This is a genomic window from Sphingobium sp. HDIP04 (genome assembly GCF_000445085.1).
Classification (GTDB): Bacteria; Pseudomonadota; Alphaproteobacteria; order Sphingomonadales; family Sphingomonadaceae; genus Sphingobium; species Sphingobium indicum.
Genome location: NZ_ATDO01000103.1, coordinates 1 through 19068, shown reverse-complemented (window position 1 = coordinate 19068; position 19068 = coordinate 1). Strand labels below are relative to the sequence as shown.

Below are 19068 nucleotides of genomic sequence, written 5' to 3'. Positions count from 1 at the left end.
GGCGCGGGCGGCGTCCGCGCTGGCGGCCGCCTCGCGCCAGCGAGCGAAGATCACCCGCGCCTCGGCAATGCGGATCTGCTCCGACAGGCGGATATAGCGCTCCGCCGCCTTGGCCTGACGGCGCAGGCTGTTGGCGCGGGCATCCATGTCGGAGAGGATTTCGTCCAGCCGCATCAGATTCGCTTCGGCGGCGCGCAGCTTCTGTTCGGCATCCTTGCGCCGAACGTGCAGGCCGGAAATGCCCGCCGCCTCCTCCAGCATGGCGCGGCGTTCCTGCGGACGGGCGGCGATCACGGCGGCGATGCGCCCCTGGCTGACCAGAGCCGGGCTATGCGGGCCGGTGGCGGCGTCGGCGAAGATCAGCGACACGTCCTTCGCCCGGACGTCGCGGCCATTGGCGCGATAGGCGCTGCCCGCCCCGCGCTCGATCCGGCGGGTGACTTCCAGTTCCCCGTCGGCGGCGACCTCCACCGCGTTGAACAGTTCGCCCTGCTCCTGCACGGTGAGCAGCGAGACTTCCGCGAAATCGCGCTGCGGGCGGGTGGAGGTGCCCGCGAAGATCACATCCTCCATGCCGCCGCCGCGCATCGACTTGGCGCTGGATTCGCCCATGACCCAACGGATCGCCTCCAGCAGGTTCGACTTGCCGCAGCCGTTCGGCCCGACGATGCCGGTAAGGCCGGGCTCGATGCGCAGCTCCGTCGGGTCGACGAAGCTCTTGAAGCCGGAGAGCTTGAGGCGCTTTATCTGCATCGCGCGGGATCGGGGCAGCGCGGAGCCGCCCCGCCATTAGCAGGAAGCCGGACCGACGATGTCAGCCCCCCCTGGTCCAATCAGATCCCCGCTTCCTTGAGCTTCGCGCGCAACGCCGGCCAAGCGGCGGTGTTCTCCACCATCACGCCGTTCAGGATGAAGGTCGGCGTGCCTTCGATCTTATATTGCCGATTGGCGTCCTCGACCGTCTTGGCCAGCTTTTCGGCGGCGGCGGTGTCGGCCAGGCATTGCTTCGCCTGATCCTCCGCTATGCCGCGCTGCTTGGCGAAGTCGACCAGGCCGATGGCCTCGGCAAGCTGGCCGAATCGCTGGGCGGGCGGCGCGCTCATCAGCGCCTTGTACCGTTCGTCGCCCAGGGCCTGCGCCTTTTCGAACATCGCGTTCTGGTTGGCGAAGAACTGGTCGGACAGCGGATAGAATATGTCCTTGCCGCCGCAACGGGCCAGCAGCGCCGTCGAGATGTCGATCGGATCGCGCACATAGTTGCGGAATTCGAAGCTCATCTTGCCGCTGTCGACGATCTGCCTGATCTCCTCCGCCGATTCGGCGGCGAAGTCGCGGCAGTGTGAGCAGGTGTAGGAGCCATATTCGACCAGCTTCACCTTCGCATCGGGATTGCCCATGAGGAAATAGCCCTCGGGCGTCGCGGCGATAGTCTCCGACCATGTGGTGCCGGCCGGCGCGGCCACGGCGGCGACCGGCTGGGCGGAGGTGGCGCCGCCCTCCTCCTTCTTGCCGCAGGCGGCGACGGTCAGGCTGAGGGCGATCAGGGCAAGTCCGGAAAGGGCTTTCACGTTGTTCTCTGCTCCCTATGTCGGGCGTTGTCGTGCAGTGGTTTAGATCAGGGCAATGCGGCCTGCAACCGCGTCCAGTCCGACCCGTGGACCAGCGCGCCGTTCAGCGTGAAGGCAGGCGTGCCGCCGATCCGCAGCTTGTTCCAGGCTTCGTCGGTCATGGCGAGGATCTGCTTCATCGACGCGGGGTCGTTGATGCAGGCGTCCAGTTGCGCAGGCTTGAACCCGCGCTTGCCCATCAGCGCATAGAGGCCGGTCTTCTGCCCGATGTCGCGCAGGGCGGCCTTTTCCTCGGTCGGCTTGGTCGCGTCCTTGTCATAGGCGATCAGCTTTTCCATCCAGGCGTCCTGGTTGGCGAACAGCGCCTCATGATTGCCGAAGAAGCGGCCGGGCCCGCCGCAACGGGCCAGCAGGGCGGCGGCCAGGTCATATTTGTCGCGCACGGCGTTGCGCACCTCGACGCTGACCTTGCCGCCCTTCACATAGTTGGCGCGCAGCGGTTCGCTCGCCTCTCCCACGAAATGGGCGCAGTGGGAGCATGTGTAGCTCACATATTCGACCAATTTGGTGGATGCGGCCGGATTGCCCAGCACGTGCCCGCCGATGGGGGAAAGGGCGATCCGGGCCAGCCAGTTGGCGGCCGGGGCGGCGGCAAGGCTCGCCGGGATGGCGAGCAGGGGAAGGAGGGCCAGGCGGAGTTTCGTCATGCGATGTCCAATGATGCGCCGCCCCTGTCACGGCAAGGATGGCTATGATGTATACTTCTTGTCCCCAGCGCAACATGCTCCCGCGAAGGCAGGAACACGGCCATGAGCCATCCCCGTTCCTCCCTACGCGCAGCGCGGGGAGGGTCGAAGAGAGGCACGTGACTCTCTTCGCCGTCGGCGCAGCCGATGTGGAGGGGAAATTCGGAGGTCGTGCCCCATTCCCCTCCACCACGCTTCGCGCGGTCCCCCTCCCCATCTCTCGATGGGGAGGAAAGGAGAGGTCGGCTAAACACCCCAATCACCCATTCCGACGAGTCTTAAATTGTCCGCTCTACCTACCCGATCTTCGGCAAACCGCCGCTATTGGCCAGCCCCTGCGCCAGCGATTCCAGCACGGCGCGCAGTTCGGGGTCGCCGATGTCGCGCAGCGAATCGCCCAGTTCGACCGGAATGGGCTTGAGGTTGCCGGGCGGGGGGCGGCGTTCCGGTTCCCTGGCCTGGACCATCCCCTGCTTCATCGCCACCCTGGCGACGGCGGCATAGCCGAAAAAGCGGTTCACCCGCTCGACAATGTCGGGCAGCACATGCTGGATCATGGGCGCATGGCCGCTCATGACGGTGAGCTGCAAGGTGCCGCCCGCCTTCTTGCCCGCCGGGAAGCGGATCGATTCGGGTTCGCTGATCGCCGCATAATGCGGGCCGACGATCTCCGCCCAGCGGGTGACGATGCTGGACTGGACGAAGCCGAACTTGCGGAAGGCGGCGGCGCCGATGGCGGGCATCAGGTCCGCGATCCGCCGCGGCGCGCCGATGCGCGGGCGTTCCTCCGCCTTTGCCCTGCGGCTTTTCGATTTGGGTTGCGGGGGGCGTTCCGTCATGCCTCGCTTAATGGCATAGGGGCGGCATGCGCGTCGAGGGACCATCCGATAAAATAGCATCCGACCTGCTCGCCCATTATGACGTCCATGCGCGCAGCCTGCCCTGGCGCGCGCCGCCGGGGGCCAATGCGGCCGATCCCTATCGGGTCTGGCTGTCGGAGGTGATGCTCCAGCAGACGACGGTGGCGGCGGTCGGCCCTTATTTCGCGACGTTCACGCGGCGCTGGCCCGACGTGGCGGCATTGGCGGCGGAGGAGGATGCGGAGGTCATGGCCGCCTGGGCGGGGCTGGGCTATTATGCCCGCGCCCGCAACCTGCTGGCCTGCGCGCGGGCGGTGGCGGGCCAGCATGGCGGCGCGTTTCCCGATACGGAGGAGGGCCTGCGCGCCCTGCCGGGCGTCGGCGCCTATACGGCGGCGGCAGTGGCGGCGATCGCCTTCGGGCGGCGGGCTGTGGTGGTCGACGCCAATGTCGAGCGGGTGGTGGCGCGGCTTTTCGCCATATCGACGCCCCTGCCCGCTGCGCGGCCGGAGATTCGGGCGGCGACCGATGCGATCACGCCCGATCTGCGCGCCGGGGACTTCGCCCAGGCGATGATGGACCTGGGCGCCACCATCTGCACGGCGCGCAATCCGGCCTGCGGCATTTGCCCGCTGCGGCCGCATTGCGCGGCTTTCCGCACCGCCGATCCCGCCGCCTTCCCCGTCAAGGCAGCGAAGAAGGCCAAGCCGCGCCGGCTGGGCCATGGCTGGTGGATAGAGCGGCAGGACGGCCATGTCTGGCTGGTGCGGCGGCCCGGCAGGGGGATGCTGGGCGGCATGCGGGCGCTGCCTTCCTCCGAATGGAACGACGCGCCCGACGCGACGCCGCCCCTGCCCGCCCCCTGGCGGCAGGTCGCGGAGCCGGTCGCCCATGTTTTTACCCATTTCTCCCTCGCATTGACGGTGCATCATGCCCATGTGGGGCAGGATGCGACACCGCCCGGCGAGGGTGAATGGTGGCCGGTGGCGGAAATCGGAAGGGCGGGCCTGCCGACGCTGTTCGCCCGCGCGGCCGAAGCGGCGATGAAGGAGAGAAGGAAGGATGCACGGTTCTAAAACCCCCGATTCGCGGCTTGTCGCCTTTGGCGGCGGACGGCTGGACCGGGTCGATCATGTCCGCAGCAATCCCCTGCTGCTGGCCGAAGCCTTCGCGTCCCCGCTGGCGCGCCGCATCGTGCTGGAGGGATTGGAGCCGGTGGTCGAGGGTGGCCATCTGGTCATGGAACCGCTGCCCGGCGACGCCTGGATCGAGCATCATGCCCTGCTCGGCGTGGATGAGGATCAGCGGCCGATCTTCGCGGAATTGCTGGCGGAAGCGCCGGACAGCTTCTTCGCCACGCCGCGCAGCCGCGCCCTGGCCAGCGAGGTGCCGGGGCATGAGGTCGCGCTCTACGGAACGGCGCGCAGCCTGCTGGCCTGGCATGCGCGGCATCGATTCTGTTCCATGTGCGGTCAGCGCACGGCGCCTTCCAAGGCGGGCTGGTCGCGGAAATGCGGGTCTTGCGAGGCAGAGCATTTCCCCCGCGTCGATCCGGTGGTGATCATGCTGGCCGAACATCGCGGGCGCGTGCTGCTCGGCCGGCAGCATAGCTGGCCGGCGGGGCGCTATTCGGCGCTGGCCGGCTTCGTCGAGCCGGGCGAGACGCTGGAGGAAGCGGTGGTCCGGGAGATCAGGGAGGAAGCGGGCGTCGCCACCCATTCGGTGCGCTATGTCACCAGCCAGCCCTGGCCCTTCCCCTCTTCGCTGATGATCGCCTGCACGGCGGAGGCCGATGACGACGCGCTGAAGGTGGACGAGAACGAGATCGAGCATGCCTTCTGGTGCGATGAGGCGGGCGTGCGCGCCGCGATGGCGGGGGAGGAGGACGCGCCCTTCCTGGCGCCGCCGCCCATGGCCGTGGCCTGGCATCTGCTGCGGCATTGGCTGGATCGGCGGACGGCCGGATGAGCGGGGGCCGGACGGGCATGTTGCCCACCATGGCCCAAGCGCGTAAGGCCGCCCCTTCGCCCTCCCCTTACAGGAATCGACCGATCCCATGCTCAGCCTAGAAGAAGCCCAGTCCCGCGCGCAGGATCTGGTGGCGGCGGCGCGCCGGGCGGGGGCGGATGCGGCCGACGCCGTCTATGCCTGCAACGCGTCGACCAACGTGTCGGTGCGGCTGGGCGCGCTGGAGGATGTGGAGCGGTCGGAAGGCGAGGAGATCGGCCTGCGCGTGTTCATCGGCCGCCGATCCGCCAGCATTTCGGCGTCGGACATGAATCCCGCGACATTGGCGACTTTGGTCGACCGCTGCATCGCCATGGCGGGGCAGGCGCCCGAAGACCCCTATGCGGGCCTTGCCCCCGAAGACCGGCTGCTCAGGAAAAAGCTGCCCGCGCTTGACCTGGCCGATCCGTTCGAGCCGGAACCCGCGCAGCTCAGGGAGCGCGCCATGATCGCGGAGGAGGCGGCGCGGGCGGTGCCGGGCGTCACCAACAGCGAGGGCGGCGGCGCGGCGACGGGGCGGAGCCAGATGGCGCTCGCCACCAGCCACGGCTTCGCCGGGGCCTATGCCGGGACCAGCCATTCGACCTGGGCCAGCGTGCTGGCTGGAACCGGCGCCGATATGCAGCGCGACCATGCCAGCCACAGCGTCCGCCATATCGCCGATCTGGACGATGCCGACGCGGTCGGCACCCGCGCCGGGCAACGGGCCGTGGCCCGCTTGAACCCGGTGAAGGTCGGCAGCGGCGTAATGCCGGTCATCTTCGATCCGCGCATCGGCTCCAGCCTGGTCGGCCATCTGATCGGCGGCATGGTGGGTCCAGCGATTGCGCGGCGGTCGAGCTTCCTGCTGGAATCGCTGGGCGAGGCGCTGTTCGATTCCGGCGTGACCATCATCGACGATCCGCTGCGCCTGCGCGGCCTGCGTTCGCGCCCCTTCGACGGCGAGGGCCTCCCCGTGGAACGGCGCGCCCTGATCGACCGGGGCGTGCTGACCGGCTGGCTGCTGGACAGCGCCTCGGCGCGGCAATTGGGCTTGCAGCCGACCGGCCATGCCAGCCGGGGCGGCAGCGGCGCGCCCGGCGCGGGCGTCACCAACGTGCATATGGAGCCGGGCAGGCAGTCGCCCGGCGAATTGATGGCCGACGTGAAGCGCGGCCTCTATGTCACCGAACTGATCGGCATGGGCGTCAACGGCGTCACCGGCGACTACAGCCGCGGGGCGGCGGGCTTCCTGATCGAGAATGGCGCGGTGGGCCGGGCGGTGTCGGAAATCACCATCGCCGGCAATCTGAAGGACATGTTCCGCGCGCTGGCGCCGGCCAACGACCTCGCCTTCCGCTATGGCATGAACGTGCCGACGATCCGCATCGACGGGATGACCGTTGCCGGCGGCTGACATCTCCCTGCGCGATGTCGTGACGGCCGCGTCGGATGCCGCGGACCGGGCCTTGACGCTCTGGGCTGGCGGCCAGACCCGTGTGCGCCAGTGGGAAAAGGTGCCCGGCCATCCGGTGTGCGAGGCCGATCTGGAACTGGACGCGATGCTGCGCGAGCGGCTCTACGCCATCGATCCTTCGGCCGGATGGCTGTCGGAGGAGACGGCCGACACCGTGCACCGGCTGGACCTGCCCCGCGTCTGGGTGGTCGATCCCATCGACGGCACGCGGGACTATCTGCGCGGGCGGCCAGGCTGGGCGGTTTCGGTGGCGCTGGTGGAGCATGGCGAGGCCCGCTTCGGCATATTGGCGGCGCCCGCCCGGAACGAGCTGTGGATCGCGCAGGCGGGCGCGGGGGCGACCCGCAACGGGCGGACCTTGCGGGCCGGATCGCGTTCCATCCTGCGCGGTTCGCGGGTGCCCGCAGACCAGCTTCCCCGCCATGACCGCGATCTCGTCACCGTGGACAAGCCCAACAGCATCGCGCTGCGCATGGCGATGGTCGCGGCGGACGAGGCCGATCTGGTCGCCACGGTGCGCTGGGGCAATGAATGGGATGTCGCCGCCGCCGCGCTGATCGCGCAGGAGGCCGGCGCCATCGTCACCGATGCGCTCAGCAACCCCTTTTCCTTCAACCGGCCGCAGCCGACCGCCTTCGGCTTGCTGTGCGCGGCGCCGGGGATTCACGCGGCGGCCGCGGAACGCCTGGCGCCGCGGGCGCGGAAGATATTGGGGCGGGGGTAAGGGCGGCGGGCAGCCCTATCCGGAAACCCGCCCTTCCCCCGCATCAAAGCAGGGCGTTCACCTGCTCCACGAAGCGCAGCACGGAAATCGGCTTCGACACATAGGCCTGCGCGCCGGCCTCCCGAATGCGCTCCTCATCGCCATGGCCGGCATAGGCGGTGACCGCCATGATCGGCACGGACGACAATTGCGCGTCCCGTTTCAGCGAGATGATGAGGTCCAGCCCGCTGACATGCGGCAGGTGGATGTCGGTGATCACCAGGTCAGGATGGAACTCCCGCGCCTGGGCCAGCAGGTCGCGCCCGTCGCGCAGCGGCAGCACATCGTGCCCGTGCGCGCGCAGCAGGTCGCAAAAAAGTTTGAGATTGAGTTCGTTGTCCTCGACAACGAGCACGCGCTTTGCCACCAGTCACCCGCGTTTGGAGAAATCCGCCAACATAATGGAAGTGCGTCCCCCTAAGCCCGCCCTTCGTTGAGATCAATCATGCGTCCCGACATTAACCATGGCAAGCAGCATAGTCGAAGCGAGACCCGAGAGCCATCCGTGCTGGCCCTGATGGCGCTGGCCTGGACGCTGGCGGACGACCGCCGCGCCGACCGGCTGCTGGCGCTGACCGGGCTGGACGCAGATGCGCTGAGGGCGGGGGTGGCCGATCCGGCGATATTGGGCGCGGTGCTGGGCTTCCTGGCCGATCATGAGCCGGACCTGATCGCCTGCGCGGAAAGCATCGACAGCAGCCCGGAAGCGCTGATAACGGCAAAGGAGCGTCTTGCCGCATGAACCGTCCCCTGATCATAACCGATTGCGACGAGGTGCTGCTGCACATGGTCGTTCCCTTTCGCGAATGGCTGGACGAGAGCCATGACATCCATTTCGACATGCACGACCGCGGCTTCGGCGAGGCGCTGCGCCACAAGGACAGCGGGCAGCCGGTGGAGCGGGCGCTGGTCTGGGAACTGCTGCTGGGCTTTTTCGAGACGCAGATGCACCGCCAGACGCCGATCGCCGGAGCGGTGGAGGCCATGCGACGCCTTGGCCGGATCGCCGACATCGTGGTCCTGACCAACATCACCGAACGGCATCATCTCCAGCGCATCGAACAACTCGCCGCCCACGGGCTCGATCTGCCGGTGCACTGGAACCAGGGGGGCAAGGGCGAACCGCTGGCCGCCATCCTGGCGGAACGCCAGCCCGGCGTCGCCCTGTTCATCGACGATCTGGCGCAGCATCATGCATCCGTGGCGGACCATGCGCCCGGCGTCTGGCGCCTGCACATGGTGGGCGAGCCGCAGATCGCCGCCAGCGTCCCGGTCGCGCCGCTGGCCCATGCCCGGATCGACGACTGGGCCGCCGCCGAAGCCTGGATCGCGGCCCGGCTGGCCGAAGGGCCGGCGCCCGAAACCCCGGCGCCCCAGGGCAGCCCGACCATCCAAGGAGCATCCGCATGAGCATCGAAGCCCGCCTGACCGAACTGGGCATCGCCCTTCCCGCCGCCGCCGCGCCGGTCGCCGCCTATGTCGCGGCGGTGGAGGCGAACGGCCTGCTGCATATCTCCGGCCAGATCTCGCTGTCCGACGGCCAGTTGATGACCGGCCGCCTGGGCGAGGACCGCGACCTGGACTATGGCGTCAAGGCGGCGCGCGCCTGCGGCCTGAACCTGATCGCCCAGATGAAGGCGGCGCTGGGCAGCCTGGACCGGGTCGAGCGGATCGTGAAGCTGGGCGCCTTCATCAGCAGCACGCCCGAATTCACCGACCAGCCCAAGGTCGCCAATGGCGCGTCCGAACTGATGGTCGATGTCTTCGGCGAGGCGGGCAAGCATGCCCGCAGCGCCGTGGGGGTTCCGGTGCTGCCGCTGGGCGCGGCGGTAGAGATCGACGCGATCGTCCTTGTCCGCCCGGCCTGACGCCCTCCCCTTCCTGACCGAACGCCCCTTCGCCCATCGCGGGCTGCACGGGGGCCGGATCAGCGAAAACGGCATGGCGGCCTTCGCGGCCGCCGTCGCCGCCGGTTTCGGCATCGAATGCGACGTGCGCCTGAGCCGCGACGGCGTCGCCATTATCTTCCACGACGCCGCGCTGCGCCGCATGACGGGCGAAAATGGGTCCGTGCAGGACCATGATGCCGGGGCGATAGACCGGCTGATGCTGCCCGACGGCGGCGGCGTTCCCCGTCTTCGCGCCCTGCTGGACCTATGCGGGACGGATGTCCCGCTGCTTGTCGAGATCAAGGTGGAGGGGCGACATGTCCAGCCGATCTGCATGGCGGTCGCCGAGGATCTGGCGCGGCGGCCCAAGACGCCGGCAGCCGTCATGTCGTTCAATCCCGCGGCGATGCGCTGGTTCAGGCGCCGCCGGCCCAATGTGGCGCGCGGGCTGGTGATCAGCGAACAGGGGAAGCGGGGCTGGCGCGGCAGGATCGGGCGCGCTCTTGCACTTTGGGCGGCGAAACCCGATTTTATCGCCTGTGACATTCGCGACCTGCCTTCTTCCCTGTCCGCCTGCGCCCGCCGGAGGGGCCTGCCCGTGCTGACATGGACGGTGCGCGGCGAGGAGGAGCGCGCCCGCGCCGCGCTGCACGCCGACCAGATCATCTTCGAGCGGTCGCATGACTGAGTGCGTGGCGCGCCTGGCCCAAGGCGTGGCCGAACTGCCGCGGGACCAGTGGGACGCCTGCGCGGGGGACGCCAATCCTTTCATGAGCTGGGATTTCCTGACCGCGCTGGAACGGTCCGGCAGCGTCGGCGGCCATAGCGGCTGGCAACCCCTGCCGCTGGTGATCGACGGGCCGGACGGGCGGATCGCCGCTGCCGCGCCGCTTTACGGCAAGACCCACAGCCAGGGCGAATATGTGTTCGACCATGGCTGGGCCGACGCCTGGGAACGGGCGGGCGGGCAATATTATCCGAAGATCCAGATCGCCTCCCCCTTTTCGCCGGTGCCGGGGCCGCGCTTGCTGCTGCGCGACGACGCGCTGGCCCCGGCGCTGATCGCGGGGATAGAGGCGGTGGTCCGGCAGAACGGGCTGTCATCCGCCCATGCGACCTTCGTCGCGCCGGAGCAGGTGCCGCTGTTCGAGGCGGGGGGCTGGCTGATCCGGGAGGACAGCCAGTTTCACTGGACCAATCGCGGCTATCGCGATTTCAGCGATTTCCTGGCCGACCTGTCGAGCGCCAAGCGCAAGAATATCCGCAAGGAACGGGAACGGGCGGTCGAGGGGCTGGAGATCGTCCACCTGACCGGCGCGGCGCTGACCGAGGCGCATTGGGATATTTTCTGGACCTTCTACCAGGATACCGGGGCGCGCAAATGGGGCCGGCCCTATCTGACCCGCGCCTTCTTCTCCCTGCTGGGGGAGAGCATGGCCGACCGGGTGCTGCTGGTGCTGGCGCTGCGGCAGGGGCAGCCGATCGCGGGCGCGCTCAACCTGATCGGCGCGGATACGCTTTATGGGCGCTATTGGGGCTGCACCGAGGATGTGCCCAACCTGCATTTCGAGCTATGCTATTATCAGGCGATCGACATCGCCATCGCCCGCGGGCTGAAACGAGTGGAGGCCGGCGCGCAGGGCGGCCACAAGCTGGCGCGCGGCTATGCGCCGGAGCCGACCTTCTCCGCCCATTTCATCCCCAATGACAGCTTCCGCCGCGCCGTGGCCGATTTCCTGGCGGCAGAGCGGCAGGGCGTGCAGCGCGACCGGATCTGGCTGACCGAAAGGACGCCCTTTCGAAAGGGCGAGGCGCGGCCGGACTAAGGTTGCGCCCCTCCAGGACGGGTTTCGATCGCGTGGAAATCGCTCTGTTCAGGCGGCGCGCAATTGCGTCGCGGCCATCAGCGCGCGCGCCTGCCGCTGCGCCTCGGCGATTTCGCGCGCCGACATTTCCCCGGCCACTTCCGCACGCATCGTCTGCCCTTCCTCGCTGCCCTTGAGCGCGGCGAGATTGAACCATTTATGCGCCTCGATCAGGTCGACGGGCAGGCCGCCCGTGCCGCAGCTATAGGCGACGCCCAGATCGAAACAGGCCTCTGCGGTTCCGCCCGCCGCTCCCGCGAGCCGGCTTTCCATCAGAAACTGCGCACTCTTCAGTCCATTGGCCATAACCGAATCCCCCTCATGGATTTCGACTTGATGGTTTTCGACGTCGGCAGGCTGCACCGGCACCGGATAAAAAATGGTTAACGCGGCAGATACCATGTGCATGCGGGGCGGTCCGACCGCGGATCGAATGCTCCGGTTCCTCGTCTCGCCGCGTTTCCGGTCCGACAGACGATTCCTTCATCCGCAAAACGCCCTAAGGGGGTGGCGCGGCCGTTGGATTATCCGCATAGCGACCGGCATGACCGAACATCCCGACACCGCCGCAGCACAGCCGAAAAGGGACATGGCATTCCGCGAATTCGTGATGCTGTGCGCCTGCCTGATGGCGATGAACGCGCTGTCGATCGATCCCATGCTGCCTGCCTTGCCCGACATCGGCCGGGATCTTTCGGTGCCGCACCCCAATGACCGGCAATTGATCATCAGCGTCTACTTCTTGGGACTGGGCGTCGGATCGCTGCTGTTCGGCGTGCTTTCGGACCGCTATGGGCGGAAACGGGTGCTGGGCGGCGCGATGGCGCTGTTCATCCTTTCCTCCATCGCCTGCGCGGGCGCGCACAGCTTTGCCATGATGCTGGCCGCCCGGGCCTGCGCCGGCTTCTTCGCGGGCGCCAGCCGGGTGATCACTGTCGGCATCGTCCGCGATCGGTTCCGGGGCGACGCAATGGCCCGGGTGATGTCGCTGATCTTCGCCGTGTTCATGCTGATCCCGGTCATGGCGCCGACTTTCGGCCAGGCGATCCTGTGGATCGCGCCCTGGCGATGGATATTCTGGGCGCTGGCGATCCTGGCGACGCTGATCCTGCTGTGGATGGGGATGAGGCTGCCGGAAACGCTGCTGCCCGAAAATCGCCTGCGGATGAGCGCGGGGACGATCTTCCGCACGGTCGGCACCATCGTCCGCACGCGCACGTCCATCGGCTATATGCTGGCGAGCGGCGTCGTGATGAGCGGCCTGATCGGCTTCATCCTGTCGGTGCAGCAGATCTTCTTCGACATATTCGGCGCGCAGGGGATTTTTCCCTTCGCCTTCGCGGCCATGGCCGGCAGCATGGGTGTCGGCAGCCTGCTCAACAGCCGGCTCGTCTCCCGCTTCGGCGCCCGGCGGCTGAGCCAGACGGCGCTGCTGTGCCTGGTATCGATCAATGTCGTGCATCTGGCGGTGATCCTGGCGGGGCATGAAACCATCGTCAGCTTCATGATCCTGCAGGCGGCGACGATGATGACCATCGCCTTCACCGCGTCGAATTTCAGCGCGATTTCGATGGAGCCCTTCGCGAAAGGCGCCGGCGTCGCATCCTCCTTCCAGGCCTTTCTGACCACGGCGGTGTCGAGCGCGCTGGGCAGCCTGATCGGCCAGGCCTTCAACGGGACGACGCTGCCGCTGACGGCGGGGCTGGCGGTGTTCGGCTCGATCTCCTTCCTGATCGTCGCCTGGGCGGAACGGGGCAATTTGTTCACGCGCCCCCATCATGGCGCGCTGCGCGATCCGGAATTCGAGCCGCTGCACTGAAAAGGGGGCGGTGTGGCCGCCCCCTTCGTCGATCAGGCGTCCCGTCCGCCCGGCGTATGCGCGCCCGGCATCGGCGGCACGGGCTGGGGCGGAATGCCGGCATCCTGTTCATGGGTTTCGACCAGTCCGCGCCCCACATGGCTCTTGCGATAGCCGTAGATGAAATAGAGCACGAGGCCGATTCCGCCCCAGATCGGCAGGACGAGCTGGGCATCGAACGGCAGGTTGAAGAAGAGGAAGACGCAGCCGAAGGCCGCCATGGGCGCGATCACCCACACCAGGGGGGTGCGGAACGGACGGGCGCGGCCCGGTTCCTTCACGCGCAACACCAGCACGGCGATGGACACCATGAAGAAGGCGAACAGCGTGCCGGAATTGGAGATGTCCGCAAGCTGGCCCACGGGCAGCAGAGCGGCGCCGATGGCGACGAAGACGCCCGTCACCATGGTGACGACATGGGGCGTCTTGAAACGGGGATGGATGCTGGCGAGCTTTTCGGGCAGCAGGCCGTCGCGCGCCATCACGAAGAAGATGCGGGTCTGGCCGAACATCATCATCAGGATGACCGAAGGCAGCGCCAGATTCGCGGCCAGGCCCAGGGCATTGCCCACGACCGTCCAGTTGATCTCGCGCAGCACATGGGCAAGCGCTTCGTTGGAGCAGACGAGGTCCTGGGCATGGGCGGCGGTCGCGCAGGCGGCGGCGAAGCCCTGCGATCCGGGCGCGACGACAGAACCGTCGGGGCCAAGCACCGGCTGCGCGCCGATCGCGCCGATCGCGCCGCCCGCCACCAGCAGGTAGAAGACGGTGCAGAGCGCCAGGCTGCCGATCAGGCCGATGGGCACATTGCGCTGCGGGTTCTTGGTTTCCTCCGCCGCGGTCGACACGGCGTCGAAGCCGACATAGGCGAAGAAGATCGAGGCGGCGGCGCCGACGATGCCCATGCCGCTGGCGCCTTCCGGCCCGAACCAGCCATTGGGCGCGAAGGGCGAGAAATTGCCGGTGTCGAGCACGGGAAGGGTCAGAAGGATGAAGGCGGTGAGCGCTGTCACCTTGATAGCGACGAGCACGGCGTTGACGCGGGCGCTTTCCGTGGTGCCGATCACCAGCAGGGCGGTGACCGCCAGGGCGATGACGATGGCGGGAATGTTGATGAGGCCATGGGTGATGTCGGCATGCGGGACCAGGCCGTTCATCGTCCACACCGGCCCCGCCGAAAGCGCCTGCGGCAGCTCAAGCCCGGTTATGCTTTTGAGCAATCCCATGAAATAGCCTGACCAGCCGACCGAAACGGCGCTGGCCGCGACCGCATATTCCAGGATGAGCGCCCATCCCACCATCCAGGCGAGCAATTCGCCGACCACCGCATAGGTATAGGTATAGGCGGAACCCGATACGGGCACCATCGACGCGATCTCGGAATAGCAGAGCGCGGCGAAGGCGCAGACGGCCCCCGCGATCACGAAGCTCCACATCATGCCCGGTCCGGCCTTTTGCGCGGCGGCGGCGGTCAGGACGAAGATGCCGGTGCCGATGATCGCGCCGACACCCAATAGCGTCAGTTGAACCGGCCCCAGGGTACGGACGAGAGATTTCTTCTCGGCCGTGGCCAATATGGCGTCCAATGGCTTTATGCGCCCGAAGATCATGGTGGAGCCCTTTATCTTTGAAGTCTTTTGCCCGAGGCGACCGTTGCGGCCGCTCCCCTTTTATGATGAAACGGAGACTATCGCCTAATCCGCAGCGCGCAAGTATGTTGCGCATTCAGGACATGGTCCAAAAGCGGTTCCCATGACGATGTTGAGGAGCGAAGCGTGGTTGAATTGCTGCGGGCGGCAGGTTTAGGGAATGTCCTGCACGGGTTTGCGGGACGGCGCGGCGGCGTTTCAACCGGGGTTCATGCGGGCCTGAACGTCGGGCTGGGGTCGGAGGATGAGCGGGACGCGGTTCTGCGCAACCGGGATCTGGCGCGCGACGCCTTGCTCCCCGGCGCAACGCTGGTGACGGTGCATCAGGTGCACTCGCCCGATGCGGTCACGGTCACGGCGCCCATCGCCGCCGGCGAACGGCCGGCGGCAGACGCCATGGTGACGAATCGCTCTGGACTGATTTTGGGAATACTCACCGCCGATTGCGTGCCTGTGCTGTTTGCCGATGCTTCGGCCGGCGTCATCGGTGCGGCGCATGCGGGGTGGAAAGGCGCCCTGGGCGGAGTCACGGACCGGACGATCGGCGCGATGGAGGCGCTGGGCGCTGCGCGCGACCGGATCGCCTGCGCGATCGGGCCGTGCATCGGCCGTTCCTCCTATGAGGTGACGCTGGATTTCGCGGAACGCTTCGCGGCGGCGGATGCGGAGAATGATCGCTTCTTCTCGGCAGGACGGGAAGGGCATTGCCAATTCGACATTGCCGCCTATGTGGCTGCGCGGCTCGCGGGCGCGGGGATCGGCCAGATCGAACTTCTGGATGAAGATACCTATAGCCAGCCGGATCGCTTTTACAGCTATCGGCGCTCCTGCCATCGGGGGGAAGCCGATTATGGCCGGCAGATTTCGATGATCGCTTTGCGGGATTAGGAAGCGGCGCAAGCCGTCGTCATGCCGCGACGGAGCCATATTAAACCGGGTGTTGATCTGATTGATCAGATCGCCGCTCCAATTTCTTTGTTTTCCGCGATTTCCTAACCAGCGATCCGTTTCGATCGCTTGGAAAGCCCTCCATGGGAAGGATATGGCGCTGATCCGCATGCAGCGAGAACCGATACTGCTCATCGTCGACCCGATGGATCGGCGTGGCACGATGCTTTTCTGCCTGGGCAGGTTCTGAAGCTTTGTGAAGTGAATTGCGGCCTCTGGTTGCGGGAGTAGGATTTGAACCTACGACCTTCAGGTTATGAGCCTGACGAGCTACCGGGCTGCTCCATCCCGCGACACTAGAGATCGCTGCGGAGGCCGCATTTATTGCGAATGGGTTTAATGGAGCGCGAGCTATAATGCCTGGCGACGACCTACTCTTCCGGGGCTTGAGCCACAGTACCATTGGCGCAGACTGGTTTCACGTCCGAGTTCGGGAAGGGATCGGGTGGGTCACAGACGCTATGGTCACCAAGCAATAGAGCTTGCGCTTCGGGTTTTAATCGGTGCCGTGCACTTTTGAGATATGATGTCTGGCATGAGGGTGATCACCGCATCTTTGACGCTGGTTTATTCCAGTGTTGTCATTGATGGTGGGACTCGCTTCTTTGGAGAAGCATTCAAGCGCGAACAGAGCAATTAGGACCGGTTAGCTCCATGCGTTACCGCACTTCCACATCCGGCCTATCAAGGTCGTGGTCTACGACCGCTCGAAGAAATCTTATCTTGAGGGAGGCTTCCCGCTTAGATGCTTTCAGCGGTTATCCCGTCCATGCATAGCTACCCTGCTGCGCCCTTGGCAGGACGACAGGTACACCAGAGGCATGTTCAACCCGGTCCTCTCGTACTAGGGTCAACTCCTCTCAAATTTCGACGCCCACGGCAGATAGGGACCAAACTGTCTCGCGACGTTCTGAACCCAGCTCACGTACCACTTTAATTGGCGAACAGCCAAACCCTTGGGACCTGCTCCAGCCCCAGGATGTGATGAGCCGACATCGAGGTGCCAAACGATTCCGTCGATATGAGCTCTTGGGAATCATCAGCCTGTTATCCCCGGCGTACCTTTTATCCGTTGAGCGATGGCCCTTCCACGAGGGACCACCGGATCACTATGACCGACTTTCGTCTCTGCTCGACTTGTCAGTCTCGCAGTCAGGCGGGCTTATGCCATTGCACTCTAACAGACGGTTTCCAACCGTCCTGAGCCCACCATCGCGCGCCTCCGTTACTCTTTAGGAGGCGACCGCCCCAGTCAAACTACCCGCCACAGAGGGTCCCTGCACCGGATAACGGTGCGAGGTTAGACATCAGAAAACAACAGGGTGGTATTTCACCTATGGCTCCACGAGGGCTGGCGCCCTCGCTTCAAAGCCTCCCACCTATGCTACACAGTTCTTTCCTAATGCCACTCTGAAGCTGCAGTAAAGGTGCACGGGGTCTTTCCGTCTAACCGCGGGTACTCCGCATCTTCACGGAGAATTCAATTTCGCTGAGCATATCCTGGAGACAGTGGGGAAGTCGTTACGCCATTCGTGCAGGTCGGAACTTACCCGACAAGGAATTTCGCTACCTTAGGACCGTTATAGTTACGGCCGCCGTTTACCTGGGCTTCAATTCAGAGCTTGCACTCCTCCTCTTAACCTTCAGGCACCGGGCAGGCGTCAGGCCCTATACGTCGTCTTGAAGCCGACTTAGCAGAGCCCTGTGTTTTTGCTAAACAGTCGCTACCCCCTGGCCTGTGCCCCCCATCAGAGCTTGCGCTTAGATGGGGCCTCCTTCTTCCGAAGGTACGGAGGCAATTTGCCGAGTTCCTTCAGGATACTTCTCTCAAACGCCTTGGTATACTCTACCATTCCACCTGTGTCGGTTTAGGGTACGGTCTATACGGAGGGGCTATTTCCTGGGACAGTTTCCCTGCCTGGACCAATCCAATAAGGCCAGACAAGTTGCACCATCCGTCACACACCTCCAGGCCCACGAATATTAACGTGGTTCCCATCGACTACCCCCTTCGGGCTCGTCTTAGGGGCCGGCTTACCCTGCTCAGATTAGCTTTAAGCAGGAACCCTTGGAATTTCGGCGAGAGGGCATCTCACCCTCTTAATCGCTACTCATGTCTGCATTCGCACTTCCGATACCTCCACGGTCGGTTACCCTCCCGCTTCAACGGCCTACGGAACGCTCCGCTACCGCTCAGTCAAAAGACTGAACCCTAAGCTTCGGTGCACGTCTTGAGCCCCGTTACATCTTCGCCGCAGGATCTCTTGTTTAGACCAGTGAGCTGTTACGCTTTCTTTAAAGGATGGCTGCTTCTAAGCCAACCTCCTGGTTGTTTTGGAAATCCCACATGCTTTCCCACTTAGACGTGACTTGGGGACCTTAGCTGTAGGTTAGGGCTGTTTCCCTTTTGACGACGGACCTTAGCACCCGCCGTCTGTCTGCCGGACTAGACTCGTTGGTATTCGGAGTTTGGTTAGTATTGGTAGATCTCGCGACCCCCGCAACCATCCAGTGCTCTACCCCCAACGGCAATCATCCGACGCTCTACCTCAATAGATTTCGCGGAGAACCAGCTATTTCCCGGCTTGATTGGCCTTTCACCCCTAAACACAACTCATCCGATAATTTTTCAACATTAAACGGTTCGGCCCTCCAGTGCGTGTTACCGCACCTTCAGCCTGGTCATGCCTAGATCGCCGGGTTTCGGGTCTAATGCATCATACTCAGTCGCCCTATTCAGACTCGCTTTCGCTGCGCCTACACCTAACGGCTTAAGCTTGCATGATACACTAAGTCACAGACCCATTATGCAAGAGGTACGCTGTCAGGCTTCAAGAGCCCTCCAACTGCTTGTAGGCATCCGGTTTCAGGTACTGTTTCACTCCCCTCATCGGGGTGCTTTTCACCTTTCCCTCACGGTACTGGTTCGCTATCGGTCATGTACGAGTATTTAGGCTTGGAGGGTGGTCCCCCCATGTTCAGACAGAGTTTCACGTGCTCCGCCCTACTCAAGTCCTGATATTGCGCTTTCGCATACGGGGCTGTCACCCGCTATGGCCACACTTTCCAGAGTGTTCTGCTAACTAAATATCAGGCGCTGGCCTGGTCCGCGTTCGCTCGCCACTACTAACGGAATCTCGGTTGATGTCTTTTCCTCCGGGTACTGAGATGTTTCAGTTCTCCGGGTTCGCTTCACCAAAGCCTATTTTATTCAGCTTAGTGATACCTCTCCCATTTAACACGGGGCCAGCCAGAAGCTGGACCAGTCTTAAATGGTGAAGGTGGGTTGTCCCATTCGGAAATCGCGGGATCAAAGCTTGCTCACAGCTCCCCCACGCTTATCGCAGCGTGCCACGTCCTTCATCGCCTGTACATGCCAAGGCATTCACCAGATGCCCTTACCTCACGCTTGAGAGTCCACACCACCAATGACAGCACTGGAAAACAGCCCTGCATCAG

At 65.2% G+C, this 19068-nt stretch carries 18 protein-coding genes, 1 tRNA gene and 2 rRNA genes; 11 read left to right on the top strand and 10 right to left on the bottom strand.

Translation table 11 applies throughout. The annotated features are described in order from the left end of the window. From L286_RS0124745 to L286_RS38640, 4 genes are all read right to left on the bottom strand, one after another. On the bottom strand, positions 1–753 hold a 753-nt coding region (locus L286_RS0124745; protein ID WP_031293383.1), incomplete at its 3' end, for an AAA family ATPase. An 80-nt stretch (positions 754–833) separates the two neighbouring features. Then, on the bottom strand, positions 834–1568 hold the full coding sequence (locus L286_RS38650) for a thioredoxin domain-containing protein (protein WP_007687367.1): 735 nt from the start codon (positions 1566–1568) through the stop codon (positions 834–836). A 47-nt stretch (positions 1569–1615) separates the two neighbouring features. Next, positions 1616–2275 (bottom strand): DsbA family protein, encoded by a 660-nt coding sequence (locus L286_RS38645; RefSeq protein ID WP_020820077.1) that lies wholly within the window; start codon positions 2273–2275, stop codon positions 1616–1618. A gap of 335 nt (positions 2276–2610) precedes the next feature. Next, complete coding sequence (locus L286_RS38640; RefSeq protein WP_020820078.1) at positions 2611–3153, bottom strand: DUF721 domain-containing protein; 543 nt, start codon at positions 3151–3153, stop codon at positions 2611–2613. Between the two features lie 26 nt (positions 3154–3179). Here L286_RS38640 and L286_RS38635 point away from each other — a divergent pair, with 26 nt between their 5' ends. From L286_RS38635 to L286_RS38620, 4 genes are all read left to right on the top strand, one after another. Beyond that, a complete protein-coding gene (locus L286_RS38635) occupies positions 3180–4250 on the top strand; it encodes an A/G-specific adenine glycosylase (protein WP_007687378.1) in 1071 nt (356 codons plus the stop codon). Continuing rightward, positions 4237–5142 carry an NAD(+) diphosphatase gene (nudC, locus tag L286_RS38630; protein ID WP_007687380.1) on the top strand — a complete coding sequence of 302 codons (906 nt, stop codon included), beginning with the start codon at positions 4237–4239 and terminating at the stop codon, positions 5140–5142. Before L286_RS38635 ends, nudC begins: the two co-directional genes overlap by 14 nt. Positions 5143–5230: 88 nt before the next feature. Continuing rightward, on the top strand, positions 5231–6577 hold the full coding sequence (locus L286_RS38625) for a TldD/PmbA family protein (RefSeq protein ID WP_020820079.1): 1347 nt from the start codon (positions 5231–5233) through the stop codon (positions 6575–6577). Beyond that, complete coding sequence (locus L286_RS38620) at positions 6564–7361, top strand: inositol monophosphatase family protein (protein WP_007687384.1); 798 nt, start codon at positions 6564–6566, stop codon at positions 7359–7361. The genes L286_RS38625 and L286_RS38620 overlap by 14 nt, the downstream gene beginning before the upstream one ends. A gap of 43 nt (positions 7362–7404) precedes the next feature. Here L286_RS38620 and L286_RS38615 read toward each other — a convergent pair whose 3' ends face one another. Continuing rightward, complete coding sequence (locus tag L286_RS38615) at positions 7405–7767, bottom strand: response regulator (RefSeq protein ID WP_021223630.1); 363 nt, start codon at positions 7765–7767, stop codon at positions 7405–7407. A gap of 78 nt (positions 7768–7845) precedes the next feature. On the opposite strand from L286_RS38615, the gene L286_RS0124740 reads away from it, so the two are divergent. The 5 genes from L286_RS0124740 to L286_RS38595 are packed head-to-tail and all read left to right on the top strand — an operon-like array spanning position 7846 to position 11115. Then, positions 7846–8142, top strand: a complete 297-nt coding sequence (locus L286_RS0124740; RefSeq protein WP_013038747.1) for a DUF3572 domain-containing protein — start codon at positions 7846–7848, stop codon at positions 8140–8142. Beyond that, the gene (locus L286_RS38610) at positions 8139–8810 is read left to right on the top strand and encodes a hypothetical protein (RefSeq protein WP_020820082.1); all 672 of its coding nucleotides are present in this window, start codon (positions 8139–8141) and stop codon (positions 8808–8810) included. Before L286_RS0124740 ends, L286_RS38610 begins: the two co-directional genes overlap by 4 nt. Beyond that, positions 8807–9268 carry a RidA family protein gene (locus tag L286_RS38605; RefSeq protein WP_007687391.1) on the top strand — a complete coding sequence of 154 codons (462 nt, stop codon included), beginning with the start codon at positions 8807–8809 and terminating at the stop codon, positions 9266–9268. The genes L286_RS38610 and L286_RS38605 overlap by 4 nt, the downstream gene beginning before the upstream one ends. Beyond that, positions 9252–9977: a glycerophosphodiester phosphodiesterase family protein gene (locus L286_RS38600; protein WP_020820083.1), complete on the top strand. Its 726-nt coding sequence runs from the start codon at positions 9252–9254 to the stop codon at positions 9975–9977. The genes L286_RS38605 and L286_RS38600 overlap by 17 nt, the downstream gene beginning before the upstream one ends. After that, positions 9970–11115 (top strand): GNAT family N-acetyltransferase, encoded by a 1146-nt coding sequence (locus L286_RS38595; RefSeq protein WP_025160543.1) that lies wholly within the window; start codon positions 9970–9972, stop codon positions 11113–11115. Before L286_RS38600 ends, L286_RS38595 begins: the two co-directional genes overlap by 8 nt. Before the next feature lie 48 nt (positions 11116–11163). Here L286_RS38595 and L286_RS0124735 read toward each other — a convergent pair whose 3' ends face one another. Then, entirely contained in the window at positions 11164–11460 is a 297-nt protein-coding gene (locus tag L286_RS0124735) for an SEL1-like repeat protein (RefSeq protein ID WP_025160542.1), read from the bottom strand. Positions 11461–11698: 238 nt separating this feature from the next. Between L286_RS0124735 and L286_RS38590 the strand changes: the two genes are divergently transcribed. After that, a complete protein-coding gene (locus L286_RS38590) occupies positions 11699–12973 on the top strand; it encodes a multidrug effflux MFS transporter (RefSeq protein ID WP_021223628.1) in 1275 nt (424 codons plus the stop codon). Positions 12974–13005: 32 nt separating this feature from the next. Here the strand turns inward: L286_RS38590 and L286_RS38585 are convergent, their stop codons facing one another. Next, a complete protein-coding gene (locus tag L286_RS38585; RefSeq protein ID WP_013038740.1) occupies positions 13006–14622 on the bottom strand; it encodes an amino acid permease in 1617 nt (538 codons plus the stop codon). A 165-nt stretch (positions 14623–14787) separates the two neighbouring features. Between L286_RS38585 and pgeF the strand changes: the two genes are divergently transcribed. Further along, positions 14788–15549, top strand: coding sequence for a peptidoglycan editing factor PgeF (pgeF, locus tag L286_RS38580; RefSeq protein WP_021223627.1), 762 nt, complete (start codon positions 14788–14790; stop codon positions 15547–15549). Between the two features lie 276 nt (positions 15550–15825). Here the strand turns inward: pgeF and L286_RS38575 are convergent. The 3 genes from L286_RS38575 to L286_RS38565 all read right to left on the bottom strand — a co-directional run bounded on the left by L286_RS38575 (position 15826) and on the right by L286_RS38565 (position 19021). Next, a tRNA-Met gene (locus tag L286_RS38575) sits at positions 15826–15902 on the bottom strand. A 65-nt stretch (positions 15903–15967) separates the two neighbouring features. Further along, positions 15968–16082 (bottom strand): 5S ribosomal RNA (rrf, locus tag L286_RS38570). A 143-nt stretch (positions 16083–16225) separates the two neighbouring features. Next, a 23S ribosomal RNA gene (locus L286_RS38565) occupies positions 16226–19021 on the bottom strand. Positions 19022–19068 lie beyond the last annotated feature (47 nt).

Coding starts and splice junctions, on each gene's coding strand:
- L286_RS38640 (WP_020820078.1), bottom strand. CDS start 3,153: ATGACGGAACGCCCCCCGCAACCCAAATCGAAAAGCCGCAGGGCAAAG.
- L286_RS38590 (WP_021223628.1), top strand. CDS start 11,699: ATGACCGAACATCCCGACACCGCCGCAGCACAGCCGAAAAGGGACATG.
- L286_RS38635 (WP_007687378.1), top strand. CDS start 3,180: ATGCGCGTCGAGGGACCATCCGATAAAATAGCATCCGACCTGCTCGCC.
- L286_RS38595 (WP_025160543.1), top strand. CDS start 9,970: ATGACTGAGTGCGTGGCGCGCCTGGCCCAAGGCGTGGCCGAACTGCCG.
- L286_RS38605 (WP_007687391.1), top strand. CDS start 8,807: ATGAGCATCGAAGCCCGCCTGACCGAACTGGGCATCGCCCTTCCCGCC.
- L286_RS38585 (WP_013038740.1), bottom strand. CDS start 14,622: ATGATCTTCGGGCGCATAAAGCCATTGGACGCCATATTGGCCACGGCC.
- L286_RS0124740 (WP_013038747.1), top strand. CDS start 7,846: ATGCGTCCCGACATTAACCATGGCAAGCAGCATAGTCGAAGCGAGACC.
- nudC (WP_007687380.1), top strand. CDS start 4,237: ATGCACGGTTCTAAAACCCCCGATTCGCGGCTTGTCGCCTTTGGCGGC.
- L286_RS38625 (WP_020820079.1), top strand. CDS start 5,231: ATGCTCAGCCTAGAAGAAGCCCAGTCCCGCGCGCAGGATCTGGTGGCG.
- L286_RS38645 (WP_020820077.1), bottom strand. CDS start 2,275: ATGACGAAACTCCGCCTGGCCCTCCTTCCCCTGCTCGCCATCCCGGCG.
- L286_RS38610 (WP_020820082.1), top strand. CDS start 8,139: ATGAACCGTCCCCTGATCATAACCGATTGCGACGAGGTGCTGCTGCAC.
- L286_RS0124735 (WP_025160542.1), bottom strand. CDS start 11,460: ATGGCCAATGGACTGAAGAGTGCGCAGTTTCTGATGGAAAGCCGGCTC.